This is a genomic window from Geodermatophilus sp. SYSU D01180, from assembly GCF_054050415.1.
Genome location: NZ_JBJGZH010000021.1, coordinates 41,854 through 55,308 on the forward strand (window position 1 = coordinate 41,854; position 13,455 = coordinate 55,308).

At 76.0% G+C, this 13,455-nt stretch carries 13 protein-coding genes and 1 pseudogene; 10 read left to right on the forward strand and 4 right to left on the reverse strand.

Annotation, left to right across the window (positions count from 1 at the left end; all coding sequences use genetic code 11):
• Positions 1-38: 38 nt before the first annotated feature.
• From ACI8AA_RS17795 to ACI8AA_RS17820, 6 genes and pseudogenes are all read left to right on the forward strand, one after another.
• Entirely contained in the window at positions 39-305 is a 267-nt protein-coding gene (locus tag ACI8AA_RS17795; RefSeq protein WP_457045723.1) for a helix-turn-helix domain-containing protein, read from the forward strand.
• Positions 302-967, forward strand: a complete 666-nt coding sequence (locus tag ACI8AA_RS17800; protein WP_457045724.1) for an ATP-dependent Clp protease proteolytic subunit — start codon at positions 302-304, stop codon at positions 965-967. Before ACI8AA_RS17795 ends, ACI8AA_RS17800 begins: the two co-directional genes overlap by 4 nt.
• A 32-nt stretch (positions 968-999) precedes the next feature.
• Positions 1,000-1,542, forward strand: a complete 543-nt coding sequence (locus tag ACI8AA_RS17805; RefSeq protein WP_457045725.1) for an MOSC domain-containing protein — start codon at positions 1,000-1,002, stop codon at positions 1,540-1,542.
• A gap of 107 nt (positions 1,543-1,649) precedes the next feature.
• Positions 1,650-2,051, forward strand: a pseudogene (locus tag ACI8AA_RS17810) (alcohol dehydrogenase catalytic domain-containing protein); the annotation flags it as partial.
• Positions 2,052-2,313: 262 nt separating this feature from the next.
• Entirely contained in the window at positions 2,314-2,679 is a 366-nt protein-coding gene (locus tag ACI8AA_RS17815) for a hypothetical protein (protein WP_457045765.1), read from the forward strand.
• A 95-nt stretch (positions 2,680-2,774) separates the two neighbouring features.
• Positions 2,775-4,640 carry an AAA family ATPase gene (locus tag ACI8AA_RS17820; RefSeq protein ID WP_457045766.1) on the forward strand — a complete coding sequence of 622 codons (1,866 nt, stop codon included), beginning with the start codon at positions 2,775-2,777 and terminating at the stop codon, positions 4,638-4,640.
• 154 nt (positions 4,641-4,794) lie between these two features.
• Here the strand turns inward: ACI8AA_RS17820 and ACI8AA_RS17825 are convergent, their stop codons facing one another.
• Complete coding sequence (locus ACI8AA_RS17825; protein WP_457045726.1) at positions 4,795-5,112, reverse strand: response regulator transcription factor; 318 nt, start codon at positions 5,110-5,112, stop codon at positions 4,795-4,797.
• Between the two features lie 142 nt (positions 5,113-5,254).
• Here ACI8AA_RS17825 and ACI8AA_RS17830 point away from each other — a divergent pair, with 142 nt between their 5' ends.
• On the forward strand, positions 5,255-6,952 hold the full coding sequence (locus ACI8AA_RS17830; protein ID WP_457045727.1) for an AMP-binding protein: 1,698 nt from the start codon (positions 5,255-5,257) through the stop codon (positions 6,950-6,952).
• Positions 6,953-6,999: 47 nt separating this feature from the next.
• Here the strand turns inward: ACI8AA_RS17830 and ACI8AA_RS17835 are convergent, their stop codons facing one another.
• From ACI8AA_RS17835 to ACI8AA_RS17845, 3 genes are all read right to left on the reverse strand, one after another.
• On the reverse strand, positions 7,000-8,127 hold the full coding sequence (locus ACI8AA_RS17835) for an NDMA-dependent alcohol dehydrogenase (protein WP_457045728.1): 1,128 nt from the start codon (positions 8,125-8,127) through the stop codon (positions 7,000-7,002).
• Positions 8,128-8,264: 137 nt separating this feature from the next.
• Positions 8,265-8,429, reverse strand: coding sequence for a hypothetical protein (locus ACI8AA_RS17840; RefSeq protein WP_456937563.1), 165 nt, complete (start codon positions 8,427-8,429; stop codon positions 8,265-8,267).
• Between the two features lie 9 nt (positions 8,430-8,438).
• Positions 8,439-9,218, reverse strand: a complete 780-nt coding sequence (locus ACI8AA_RS17845) for a class E sortase (protein ID WP_457045729.1) — start codon at positions 9,216-9,218, stop codon at positions 8,439-8,441.
• A gap of 53 nt (positions 9,219-9,271) precedes the next feature.
• Between ACI8AA_RS17845 and ACI8AA_RS17850 the strand changes: the two genes are divergently transcribed.
• From ACI8AA_RS17850 to ACI8AA_RS17860, 3 genes are all read left to right on the forward strand, one after another.
• Positions 9,272-10,732 (forward strand): bifunctional 3-(3-hydroxy-phenyl)propionate/3-hydroxycinnamic acid hydroxylase, encoded by a 1,461-nt coding sequence (locus tag ACI8AA_RS17850; RefSeq protein WP_457045730.1) that lies wholly within the window; start codon positions 9,272-9,274, stop codon positions 10,730-10,732.
• 17 nt (positions 10,733-10,749) lie between these two features.
• Positions 10,750-10,977 carry a hypothetical protein gene (locus tag ACI8AA_RS17855; protein ID WP_456930107.1) on the forward strand — a complete coding sequence of 76 codons (228 nt, stop codon included), beginning with the start codon at positions 10,750-10,752 and terminating at the stop codon, positions 10,975-10,977.
• Between the two features lie 200 nt (positions 10,978-11,177).
• Entirely contained in the window at positions 11,178-13,427 is a 2,250-nt protein-coding gene (locus ACI8AA_RS17860; protein WP_457045731.1) for a glycoside hydrolase family 15 protein, read from the forward strand.
• Positions 13,428-13,455 lie beyond the last annotated feature (28 nt).

A 13,455-nucleotide genomic window follows, 5' to 3' on the forward strand; every position in this document is an offset into this window, starting at 1 on the left:
CCTCCCGCCCATAGCGGATCAGGCATACCGTCGCCGGTGTGCCGCCGCCGCGCCGCAGCCGCTTCCCCGGCCTGGAGGACCGGGGGGAGCGCCGGCGCGGGCTGATCGAGGAGCTGGTCCGGCTGCGCCGGGAGAGCGAGCTGAGCCAGACGCAGGTCGCGGCGCGCATGGGGACGTCGCAGTCCGCCGTCGCCCGCCTGGAGAGCGGGGAGCCGGACGCGCGGCTGTCGACGCTGGAGCGCTACGCGGCCGCCCTGGGCCGCACCGTCGACTGGCAGGTCCGCACGTCCGAGGAGTCCCGATGACCCGTCCCTCCGGCACCTGGCCGCCCCTCCCGCCCGAGCCCCCGTTCCCGCTGCCGCCCCCGGACCACCCGCGCAGCCCCTGGCAGCCGCCGCCCCGGCCGCCCGCCGTCCCCGGGCAGGGCGCGACGACGATGTCCGTCGTCGTCGGGTCGCCCGACTGGCTGGCCGAGCGGCTCGTCGAGCACCGGATGGTGACGCTGTCCGGCGAGCTGGACGCCGACGCGGTCAACCGGGCGGTCGCCGAGCTGGCGCTGCTCGACGCCGACGGCGACGGCCCGGTGCAGCTGCGGCTGTCGGGGGTGAGCGCCGACCTGGACGCCGCCCTGGTCCTCGTCGACGCGATCGACCTCATGGGCGCGCCGGTGCACGTCACCTGCCTCGGCACGATCGCCGGCGCCGCGGTCGCCGTCCTCGCGGTGGCCGACCGGCGCACCGCCGGGACGCACACCCTGTTCCAGCTGACCGAGCCGCGGGCGCCGGGCAGCGGCCTCGGCCGGGACGTCGAGGTGCTCGCCGCCGAGCACACCCGCCGGCTGCGCCGGCTGCAGGAGCGGCTGGCCGGGGCCACCGGTCGCGACGTCGAACAGGTCGCCGCCGACATGCGCGCCGGGCGGCTGCTGTCCACCGAGGAGGCCCGGGAGTACGGGCTGGTCGACCGCTGAACGCCGACCGTCCGTACGCCTACGACGTCGAGGTGGTGGGGCTGCTCGTCTCGCCGGTGCACCGGTACGACGGGCGGCCCGGCGGCGTCGTCCCGCCGCAGGACGGCGACCGGCTCGAGCGGGTGGAGGTGCGCGCCGGCCACGGCATCGTCGGCGACCGCTACGCCGGCCGGCCCGCGCACCGCGACGCCGCCGTCACCGTGCTCGCCGCCGAGTCGGTCGAGGCGCTGGCCGCCGAGTTGGGCACCGGCCCGCTGGACCCGCTGCTCGCCCGGCGCAACGTCGTCCTGCGCGGCGCCGAGGTGGAGGCCCTGCGCGGCGAGGTGTTCGCCCTCGACTGCGGGGAGGGCGCCGTCGTCCTGCGCGGCGGGCGGCCGGCCAACCCGTGCGCCTGGCTGGACACCGTGCTCGCGCCCGGCGCGCACCGCGGCATGCGCGGCCGCGGCGGGGTCCGCTGCGCCCCGCTGACCGACGGCGTCCTGCGGCTCGGCCCCGCCGTCCTCACCAGCGTGGTCCCGCTCGACCCGGCCCGCGCCGGCCAGGCCCACCGCGTGCTGCCCCGGTCCCGCGGCTGAGCACCGGGACCCCCCGTCCGGGGGTGGCCCGGGTCACACCGCCGCTCCGACCATGGCCGGACCGAGGACGGGCCGCCGAGGGCCGGCGGCCGCGGGCTGGAGGGGCGATGCGGACCAGGGCAGCGGTACTGCGGGACGTCGGGAAGCCGTTCGAGATCACCGGCCTCGAACTCGACGTGCCGAAGGCGGGGGAGGTGCTCATCCGCTTCGTCGCGGCCGGGCTGTGCCACTCCGACGAGCACCTGTGGCACGGCGACGTCGTGCCGCGGTTCCCGGTCGTCGGCGGCCACGAGGGCGCCGGCGTCACCGAGGAGGTCGGCCCCGGTGTCACCCGGCTGCAGCCCGGCGACCACGTCATCTGCTCGTTCCTGCCGGTCTGCGGCCACTGCCGCTGGTGCTCGACGGGGAGGTCCAACCCCTGCGACCAGGGCGCGACCATCCTCGACGGGCAGCTGCCCGACGGCACCCACCGCTTCCACGACGACAACGGGAACGACCTCGGCGGCACGTGCATGCTCGGCACGTTCTCCGAGCGCGCCGTCATCAGCGAGAACTCCGCGGTGGAGGTCGACCCGGACCTGCCGCTGGACGAGGTCGTGCTCATCGGCTGCGGCGTCCCGACCGGCTGGGGCTCGGCGGTGCACGCGGCGGCCACCGAGGCCGGCGACACGATCGTCGTCTACGGGATCGGCGGCCTCGGCATCGACAGCGTGCAGGGCGCACGAGCTGGTCCAGGAGCTCACCTGCGGCGTCGGGGCGGACAAGGCGATCATCACCGTCGGCGTCGTCGACGCGGAGGTGGTCGCGGACGCGGTGAACGTGATCCGCAAGGGCGGCACGGCGGTCATCACCGGGCCGGCCGACCCGACGACGACCACCGTCGAGCTCGACAGCTCGCTGCTCATCCTGTTCGAGAAGCCGGTGAAGGGCAGCCTGTCCGGCTCGGGCGACCCGTTCCACGACGTCCCGGAGATGGTCGAGCTCCACCGGTCCGGGGACCTCGAGCTCGACGAGCTGGTCGCCCAGACCTACACGCTCGAGGAGGTCGACGAGGGCCACCAGGACCTCGTCGACGGCAAGAGCACCCGCGGCGTGATCCTCTTCGACACCCCGCCGCTGGAGGAGACGCCGGCCTGAGTGGCCCCGGTCACCACCGTCCGCAGCGGGGTCTGCACACTCGGGGCCATGAGCGCCCCGGGTGTGCAGACCCCGTCGACCAGGGAGGGGACCGCGTGACGCCGACCGTGCCGCACCCGGTCATCGGGCTGCGCCGGGAGCGCGAGGTGCTCACGGTCGCGCTGCGCACCAACCGGCACGTCGTCCTCGAGGGACCGCCGGGCACCGGCAAGTCGACGCTGCTCCGCTCGATCGCGGCGGAGACCGGCCAGGAGGTCGTGTTCGTCGAGGGCAACGCCGAGCTGACGCCGGCCCGGCTGATCGGCCAGTACGACCCGGCCGCCGTCCTGGCCGAGGGCTACGTGCCCGGCAGCTTCACCGACGGGCCGCTGCTGACGGCGATGCGCGGGCACGGGCTGCTCTACCTCGAGGAGCTCAACCGGATCCCCGAGGAGACGCTCAACGTCCTCATCACGGTGCTCACCGAGGGCGAGATCACCGTGCCGCGGCTCGGGCACGTGCGGGCGGCCGCGGGCTTCCGGCTGATCGCGGCGATGAACCCGTTCGACGCGATCGGCACCGCCCGCGTCGGGCAGGCGATCGCCGACCGCATGTGCCGCGTCGTCCTCGGCTACCAGGACGCCGCCTCCGAGCGGGCCATCGTCGCCGCGGTGACGGGCGCGCCGCCGCCGCTCATCGGGCTCGCCGTCCGGCTGGTGCGGGCCTCGCGCGAGCACCGCGACGTCCGGATGGGTTCGTCGGTGCGCGGCGCCACCGACCTGGTGCTGCTGCTCGGCGGCCTGCTGGAGGTGCGCGGGCAGTCCGGCCTGGGTGCCGACGGCGCCCGCGAGACCGCCCGCGACGCCGCGCACGCCGCGCTGTCGGGCCGGATCCGGGTCGCCGAGGGTGTCGAGCGCACGCCCGAGGCGGTCATCGACGAGATCCTCGACGACGCCTGGCCACCGGACGGGCCACCACCTCCGGACGAGGAGGAGCCCCCCGCTCCCGCCGAGGGGGGTGGCGAGGGAAAAGCAGGAGGCCCGCCGGAGTCGCCGGCGGGCCCTGAACCCTCCTCCCCCCGCCGCGACCGCCGCGGCGGGAACGGCCGCCGGCAGACCAGCCGCCGCGAGATGGCCGCCCGCCACGACGCGTTCGAGGAGGTCAGCCCGGAGGTCGGCGAGCTCGACGAGGAGGCCTTCGCCGAGCTGATGGCCCAGGACGCCGACGCCGCGGCCGCGCTGCTCACCGACCTGGCCGCGGCCACCGACCGCGAGCTGCGCGCCGCCGCCCGGCGCCTGGCCGGGCGGGTGTTCGTGCAGGTCGGCCGGGTGGGCCGGTCGCGCACTCGCGGCACCCGGCGGCTGGTGCCCGACCGGCACGGCGACGGCGACCTGGACCTCGACCGCACGCTCGACCGGTGGGACGTCGGGACGCCGCTGCAGGCCGGCGACCTGGTCACGCGGCGGTGGACCGGGCACCGGCGCGCGGTGTGCCTCGCCGTCGACACCTCCGGCTCGATGACCGGGCTCGGGGTGGCGATCGCGGCGGTGGCGGCGGCCGGCGTCGTCCTCACCGGCGACGAGCGGCTGCGCACCAGCCTGATCACCTTCGGCCGGGACGTCGACGTCGTGCAGCGCCAGGGGCAGCGGCGGGCGGCGGAGGACGTCGTCACCCACCTGCTCGGCCTGCGCGGGCACGGGATGACCGACGTCGCCGGCGCGCTCCGGGCCGCCCGGCTGCAGCTGGCCGAGGAGGTCGCCGACGAGCGCGTGGTCGTGCTGCTGTCGGACTGCCTCCACACCACCGGCGACCCGCCCGAGACCGCGCTCGCCGGCATCGACCGGCTGCACGTGCTCTGCCCGCTGCCCACGCCCGAGGCCGAGACGGCGGCGCGCTCGCTGGCCGCACGGGGCGCGGGGACGGCGCAGATGGTGCGCACCGTCCGCGACCTCGGCCCCGCCCTCACCCGCCTGCTGGGCTGACCCCGGAGTCGATCAGCGGACGCGTGCGCGGCCGACCGGCGTGTCCGCCCCTGTCGCGCGCACGCAGCCGATGATCATCGTCTCGTTGCCGCTCGCGGCGGCGTGTCGGCGCGTGTCGGCGGCAACAGGCCGATGATCAACGCGCGGGCGGGGCCTACGGGACGAGGCCGAGCCTCCGGGCGCGGGAGACGGCCTCCAGGCGGGTGTGCGCGTCGAGCTTGGTCATCGCCGAGCCCAGGTAGCTCTTCACCGTCTCCGGGCGCAGCGACAGCCGTGCGGCGACCTCCCGGTTGCTGCAGCCCAGCGCCACCTGGGTCAGGACGTCGACCTCGCGGCCCGACAGCCGGACGGCCGGCGCCGCGCCGTCCGCCGTGCCCAGGGCCGCCAGGCGGGTGCAGGCGGCCGGCAGCCGGTCGCGCAGCGCGGCGTCGCCGGTCTCCTGGGTGACCAGGCGCAGGTCGGCGCGCACCACCCGCACCTCCTCCCACCGCGCAGGTCAGGGAGCTGGTCCCGTTCCGCTGCAACCCCGGGCAACGCCCGGCGCGATCGGGGGTGGCCGACCCGCCTTTCCGCGCCGACGATGCGGGGAGGAGTCCCGACGACGAGGAGCGCCGATGCCCGGCACCGCCACCGCCGCCTACCGTGCCGCCCGCGACCAGCTGCTCGAGCTGCGAGGGGACCCCGTCAAGGCCGCGCAGGAGTTCCGCTGGCCGGTGTTCGACGGGCCGTTCAACTGGGCGGTCGACTGGTTCGACGAGATCGCCCGGGGCGTCGAGCGGCCCGGGCTGGTGATCGCCCAGGAGGACGGCACGGAGGGCAGCTGGTCCTTCGACGCGCTCGCCCGCCGCTCCGACCAGGTGGCGGCCTGGCTGCGCGAGCGGGGCGTGCAGCGCGGCGACCGCGTCGTCCTCATGCTCGGCAACCGGGTCGAGCTGTGGGAGTCGATGCTCGCCGTCATGAAGCTCGGCGCCGTCATCATGCCGACGACGACGGCCCTGCCGCCCGCCGACCTCGCCGACCGCATCGGCCGCACCGGCGCCCGCCACGTGGTCGCCGACGCCGCCGAGGCGGCGAAGTTCGACGCCGTCCCCGGCGACTACGGCCGGATCGCCGTCGGCGGGGAGCCCGCCGGCTGGGCGCCCTACGCGGACTCGGCCGGCGCGCCGGACCGCCCGCTGGGCCATCCCGGCACCGCGCCCGGCGACCCGCTGCTCCTGTACTTCACCAGCGGCACCACCAGCCGGCCCAAGCTGGTCGAGCACACGCAGGTCAGCTACCCGGTCGGGCACCTGTCGACGATGTACTGGCAGGGCCTGCAGCCCGGTGACCGGCACCTCAACATCAGCTCCCCCGGCTGGGCCAAGCACGCCTGGAGCTGCTTCTTCGCGCCGTGGGCCGCCGAGGCGACCGTCCACCTGCTCGACTACCGCCGCTTCGACCCCGCGGTGCTGCTCGGCCGGATCCGCGACGCCGGCATCACCACCTTCTGCGCCCCGCCCACGGTCTGGCGGATGCTCATCCAGGCCGACCTGTCCGGCGGCCCGGGGCAGCTGCGCGAGGTGCTGGCCGCCGGCGAGCCGCTCAACCCCGAGGTCATCGAGCAGGTCCGGCGGCACTGGGGGCTGACCCTGCGCGACGGCTACGGCCAGACCGAGACGACGGCATCGGTGGGCAACCCGCCGGGCGCGGAGGTGCGGCCGGGCTCGATGGGCCGGCCGCTGCCCGGCGTGCCCGTGGTGCTGGTCGACCCGGTCACCGGGGAGCAGGGGGAGGAGGGCGAGATCTGCCTGGACCTCGCGCAGCGGCCGACCGGCCTGATGACCGGCTACCAGGGTGACCCCGAGCGGGCGGCCGAGGCGATGGCCGGCGGGTACTACCACACCGGCGACGTCGCGACCCGGGACGCGGACGGCTACGTCACCTACGTCGGGCGCACCGACGACGTCTTCAAGGCCAGCGACTACAAGATCAGCCCGTTCGAGCTGGAGAGCGTGCTCATCGAGCACCCGGCGGTGGTGGAGGCCGCCGTCGTCCCGGTGCCGGACCCGGTGCGGCTGGCGGTGCCCAAGGCCTACGTGACCCTCGCCCCGGGCTGGGAGCCCGGGCCGGAGACGGCGCTGGCGGTGCTGCGGCACGCGCGTGAGCGGCTGGCGCCCTACCTGCGGGTGCGGCGGGTGGAGTTCGCGGAGCTGCCCAAGACGATCTCGGGCAAGATCCGCCGGGTCGAGCTGCGGCAGCGCGAGGAGCGGGCGGCGCCGCGGGGCACCGGCACCGACTGGGCGGACACCGACTTCCCGGAGCTGGGCGGCTGAGCCGCTCCCCGTGCCCGCCGGGGACGCCGGCGGGCACGGGGACGGGGTCAGCGGTCGGAGTCGCCGTAGACGACCATCCCGCGGATGTTCTTGCCGTCGCGCATGTCCTGGTAGCCCTGGTTGATGTCCTCGAGCTTGTACTTCGTGGTGGCGAGCTCGTCGAGCTTGAGCTGGCCCTCCTGGTAGAGGCCGAGCAGCTCGGGGATCGCCGCCCGCGGGGCCAGGCCGCCGAAGATGGCGCCCTGCAGGTCCTTCTGCAGCAGGGTGAGCTCGAACAGGCTGAGCTTGACGTCGGTGTTGGCGGCGTTGCCCATGCCGGTGACGACGGCGCGGCCGCCCTTGCCGGTGAGGCTGAGCGCGGTCTGGACGTCCTCGCCCTGGATGTCGCCGACCGTGATGATCGTCTTGTCCGCCATCCGGCCCCAGGTCAGCTCGTTGACCTTCTCGGTGGCCTCCTCGGCCGACTCGAACACGTGCGTCGCGCCGAGGTCCATCGCCCACTCGCGCTTCTTCGCCACCGGCTCGATGACCATGACCCGCTTCGCGCCGGCCGCCGCCGCGCCCTGCACGGCGTTCATGCCGACGCCGCCGGCGCCCATGACGACGACGTTCTCGCCCGGTCGCACGTCGGCGACCTTGGTGGCCGACCCCCAGCCGGTGGTGACGCCGCAGCCGACCAGCGCGGCGATCTCCAGCGGGATGTCGGGCTCGATCTTCACGACCGACGCCTGGTGCACGGTGATGTAAGGGGAGAACGTGCCGAGCAGGCACATCGGGATGACGTCCTGGCCGCGCGCCTGGACGCGGTAGCTGCCGTCGGAGATCGAGGTGCCGGCCAGCAGGTTCGCGCCGAGGTCGCAGAGGTTCTGCATGCCCTTGGAACACGGCGGGCACTGGCCGCAGGCGGGGATGAAGGCGGTGACGACGTGGTCGCCCTCCTGCAGCCCGGTGACGCCGGGGCCGACCTTCGTGACGACGCCGGAGCCCTCGTGCCCGCCGATGACCGGGTAGAAGGCGACCGGGGTGCCGCCGGTGACGAGGTGCTCGTCGCTGTGGCACAGCCCGGAGGCGGCCAGCTGGACCTGGACCTCGCCCTCCTTCGGGTCACCCAGCTCGATCTCCTCGATCGACCACTCCTCGCCGACGCCCCACAGGATCGCGCCCTTGGTCTTCACCCGGTGTCCTCTCGGTCCGGCCCGCCCTCGTCGGCGGGCAGCCTGGTGGGCACACCCCGCTGGAGTGTGCGCCGGGCCACAGACTCACCGCGGCACCGGGTGCCGTCAAGAGTGCGCAACGGACTGCAACGTCCGGTTCAGCGCCCGGGGTCGACGGTCACCGCGGTGAACGGCAGGTGCGGCTCCACCCAGGGGAAGACGACGAACAGCAGCAGCGCCGCCGCGGCCAGCGCGAGCAGCAGGGACAGCGCCGAGCGGGTCGCCGTCCCGCCGGGCAGGTGCCGCCAGATCCAGCGGTACACGGGTCCTCCTCAGCCCTCGGTCAGGGCCGGCGGCCCGTCGGGTGCGTCCGCCCGGGTGACGCCCGGGCCGTCGAGGACGGCGTGCACGACCAGCCGCTGCCGCGCCGAGTACCGCGGGTGGCAGGTGGTGATCGTCAGGTAGGAGCCGGCGGGCGCGGCGTCCGCGGCGCCCCCGGGGACCGGGGCGATGACGTCGATGTCGGCCGGCGTCACGATCTGCTGTCCGGGGACGCCGTTGGGGTCCTGCGCCGGGTCGCCGAGCACGCGGTAGGTGAACCACCCGTCGGCCACCTCGACGACGATCGGGTCGCCCGGCCGCAGCCGGTCCAGGTCCAGGAACGGGGAGCCCCGGCCCACCCGGTGCCCGGCGAGCGCGACGTTGCCCGGCGCCCCGGGCATCGCCGTCCCGGCGTAGTGGCCGGGGCCCTGGGACAGCTGGTCCTCGCCGGTGCCCTCGAGGACGACGCGCGACCAGCCCTCGCCCAGCCGCGGGACGTGCAGCACCGCGAACGGCTCGCCCACCGGCACCCCCGCGGGGACGGTGGGCACCCCGGAGGCGGGCGGCTGCGCGGACCACTCGGTCTGCAGCCGGTCGGAGAGCCGGTCCTGGTCGCGCGCGGAGAACAGGTCGGTCACCCACAGCTCGTAGACCACGAACAGCAGCAGCACGACGCCCGCGGTGACCAGCGTCTGCCCCAGCCCGCCGGCCAGGGTGCGCCAGCGGTCGCCGCGCGTCCGGCCGTACCGGCGCCACCCGGCCGGCGGCGCGGGGGCGTCTGTCGTGGCCATCGCCGGGCCACTGTGCCAGCCCGGACCCGGGGCGGTCGGCGACACTGGGCGGCGTGTCGTCGCAGCCGGTCAGCCCGCCTGTCGTGGTGGTCGGCGCCGGGCCGGTGGGCACGACCGCCGCGCTGCTGCTCGCCCGGCGCGGCCTGCCGGTGCTGCTGCTCGACCGCCAGCCCCGCCCCTACGGGCTGCCGCGGGCGGTGCACCTCGACGACGAGGCGCTGCGGGTGCTGGCCGACGCCGGCGTCGTCGAGGCGTTCCTCGAGGTCAGCCGGCCGATGGCGGGGCTGCGGCTGCTCGACGCGCGGCACCGCACGCTCGCCGAGTTCCGCCGCGCCGGGGACGCCGGGCGGCACGGCTGGCCGCAGGCGTCGATGTTCCACCAGCCCGACCTGGAGCGGCTGCTGCGCGCCGCGGTGCGCGACGCCCCGGGGGTCGAGCTGCGAGGGGGCGAGGAGGTCGTCGGGCTCGCGGAGGCGGACCGCTCCGTCACGGTGACCGTCCTCGAACGCGCCACGGGGCGCCGCCGGGACGTCGTCGCCTCGGCCGTGCTCGGGTGCGACGGGGCGAACAGCACCGTCCGGGGCCTGGTGGGCGCGCGGATGCGCGACCTCGGCCGGCCCGACCGCTGGCTGGTCGTGGACCTGCGCGCGCGGGCGCCGCTGCCGGTGTGGCCGGGCGTGCACCAGGTGTGCGACCCGGACCGCGCGGCGACGTTCATGCCGGTCAGCGGGGACCGCTACCGCTTCGAGGCGCGGCTGCGGCCAGACGAGACGGCCGCGGACCTCACCGGCGCCGCGCTGCCGGCCCTGCTCGCGCCGTTCGGGGCGCAGGACGCCGAGGTGGTCCGCGCGGCCGAGTACGTCTACCGGGCGCAGGTCGCCGACCGCTGGCACCGCGGCCGGGTGCTGCTGGCGGGGGACGCCGCCCACCTCACCCCGCCGTTCGTCGGCCAGGGCCTCGGGCTGGGCCTGCGCGACGCCCACCAGCTGGCCTGGAAGGTCGCCGCCGTCGTCACCGGCGCCGCCGGCGAGGAGCTGCTCGACACCCACCGCGCCGAGCGGGAGCCGCACGCCCGGGCGCTGGTCCGGCTCGCGGCACTGGTCGGGCGGCTGATGACCGGCGGGGGAGCGGGCGCGGTGCCGGTCCGCCGGGCGGTGCTCGCCGCGGTCGCGGGCGTGCCGGCGCTGGCCGCCTACGCCACCGACAGCCGCACGCCCGCGCTGCGCCCCGGCCCGCTGGTCGACCGGCGCGGCCCGGCCGGACGGCGGCTGGCCGGGACCCTCGTGCCGCGGGCCCGCGTCCGCGCCGGCGGGCGGGAGTGCCGGCTCGACGACGTCCTCGGTCCCGGCACCGCGGTGGTGGCGCTGGCGGCGCCGGGGCGCGTGGCGGTCACCGCGGCCGGCCGGCGCACCGAGGTGGACGACGTCGACGGCACGCTCACCGCCTGGCTGCGGGCGGGGCGGGCCCGCTTCGCCGTCGTCCGGCCCGACCGGGTGGTGCGAGCCGCGGGGTGAGTGGGTAGCGGGACGTCATGCAGATCGACAAGGACCAGATCCTCCAGCTGCTGCGCTCCCAGGGCGACGACGCCAAGGCGCAGCAGGCCGACCAGGAGCTCCCCGGCCAGGTCGACACCGACCAGCACGCCGGGATCCTGCAGAAGCTCGGGCTGGACCCGGGCGACCTCATCAAGATGATCAGCGGCGGTGGCGGCCAGGGCGGCGGCCTCGGCGGCGCGATCGGCGGCATCCTCGGCCGCTGACCCGGACGCGCACGTCCGCGGAGGCGCCCCGGGCGTCTCCGCGGACGTGCGCGTCCGTCCGGCCGGTGGCCGAGGCCTCCCGGCTCTCCTACGGTGTGGTGCACATCTCACGACGACGGCCGGACGGGGGTCGGTCGTGCCCGGCCGCCCGCGGTGACCCCGTGACCGCGCCCTGCCGGGCCCGGGACGGAGGACAGCCCGTGAGCCCGTACGCCCTGCCCCACACCCCGCCGCGCCGCAGGCGCCCCCGCGGAGCGACGCGGCCGAGGGGGTCCGGGAGGCGGCCGGTCGTCGGCGGTGCCGTCGTCGCCGGCGTCCTCGTCCTCGGGGCGGTGGTCCCCGCCTCGGCGCAGGCGGCGGACGCGGCGCCCGGGTACCCCGGGGAGGCGGCGACCTGGTCGCCGGGTGACAAGGACGGCTTCGGGACGGCGATCGGCGCCCTCGACAGCACGGTCTGGTACACGCTCAACGACGGCACGCTCAGCGAGGTTTACGCCCCGCGGATCGACACGCCGAGCTCCCGGGACACCCAGTTCGTCGTCACTGACGGCGCCACCTTCGCCGAGCGGGAGGACGAGGCCACCGACTCCGTCGTCGAGCTGGTCGACCCGCGGGCCCTGGTCTACCGGCAGGTCAACACCGCGCAGAGCGGCCGCTACCGCATCACCAAGACCTACACCACCGACCCCGACCGGTCCGCGGTGCTCGTCGACGTGCGCTTCGAGTCCCTCGACGGGCAGCCGTACCAGCTCTACCTGCTCCACGACGTGGGCCTGGGACTCAACGCCAACGACGACACCGGGCGCTCCGCCGACGGACGGCTGCTGGCGACCGACGGTGCGCTGAGCAGCGCCGTCACCGTCTCGGGCGGCCTCAGCGACACCTCCAGCGGCTACCTCGAGCGCAGCGACGGCTGGGCGGACCTGCGGAACGACTTCGTCCTCGACGACAGGTGGGACGCGCCGACCCCCGGCAACGTGGTGCAGATCGGCCGCACCGGCCTCACCGGCACCGGCGGCGGGCAGCGACTCACCCTGTCCCTCGGCTTCGGGACGACGGAGGACGACGCCGCGCAGGCCGCCGACCGGGCGCTGGAGCGGGGCTTCGACGACGCCCTGGCGGCCTACACCGAGGGCTGGCACGACTACCTCGACGGCCTGGCGCCCGTGCCGGCCAGCGCCGAGCGGTGGCGCACGGAGTACGACGTGTCCGCCATGGTCGTCGCGGCCAGCGAGGACAAGACGTTCCGCGGCGGGTTCATCGCCTCTCCGGGCAAGCCATGGGCCTGGGCGAACGAGCTGCAGCACTTCCCCGTCTACCACGAGGTCTGGTCGCGCGATCTGTACCAGCACGCGACCGCCCTGATCGCGATGGGCGACGAGGCGGCCGCCGAGCGCGCACTGGACCACCTGTGGACGGTGCAGCAGCGTCCCGACGGGTCGTTCCCGCAGAACGCGCGCCTCGACGGGGAGGCGGTCTTCGGCGGGCTGCAGATGGACGAGGTCGCTCTGCCGATCGTGCTCGCCTGGCAGCTCGGCCGGACGGGGCCGGAGGACTGGGAGCGGGTGCGGCTCTCGGCGGACTTCATCGTGGCCGAGGGGCCGGAGACGGAGCAGGAACGGTGGGAGAACCTGAGCGGGTGGTCGCCGAACACCATCGCGGCCGAGGTCGCCGGCCTGGTGACCGCGGCAGAGATCGCCCGCGCCAACGGTGACGACGCCCGTGCGGACACGTACCTGGCCACGGCCGACGAGTGGCGAGCCGGTCTCGCGGAGTGGACGGTGACGACCACCGGCCCGCTGTCGCCGGAGCCGTACTACCTCCGCATCACCGCCGACGGGGACGCCGACGCCGGTACGCAGATCCAGATCGCCGACGGCGGCCCGCTGGTCGACCAGCGGGAGGTGCTCGACCCGAGCTTCCTCGACCTGGTCCGGCTCGGCATCGTGCCGGCCGACGACCCCGTCGTGACCAACACCCTGCGGCTGATCGACGAGCAGCTGGCCTACGACACGGCCAACGGCCGGTTCTGGCACCGGTCGAGCTTCGACGGGTACGGGGAGAAGGCCGACGGCACCCAGTGGGAGCCGGTGGACCCGGGCTCGCGGGAGACGATCGGCCGCGGCTGGCCGCTGCTCACCGGCGAGCGGGGCGAGTACGAGCTGGCCCTCGGCGGCGACGTCGCCGCGACCGCCCAGGAGCGGCTGGACACCATGGCCCGCTCGGCCGACGACGAGTCCTTCTTCCTCGCCGAGCAGGTGTGGGACGACCAGCCGCCGTCGGCGGAGGGGACCGACTTCGTGCCGGGGGAGCCGACCTTCTCCGCGACGCCGCTGTCCTGGAGCCATGCGGGCTTCGTCCGGCTGGCGCACGCCGTCGACGCCGGCCGTCCCGTGGACACGCCGGACGTCGTGGCCTGCCGGTACGGCACGTCGCTCTGCCGGGACTGAGACCCGGACGGGTCGCTGAGCACCACCG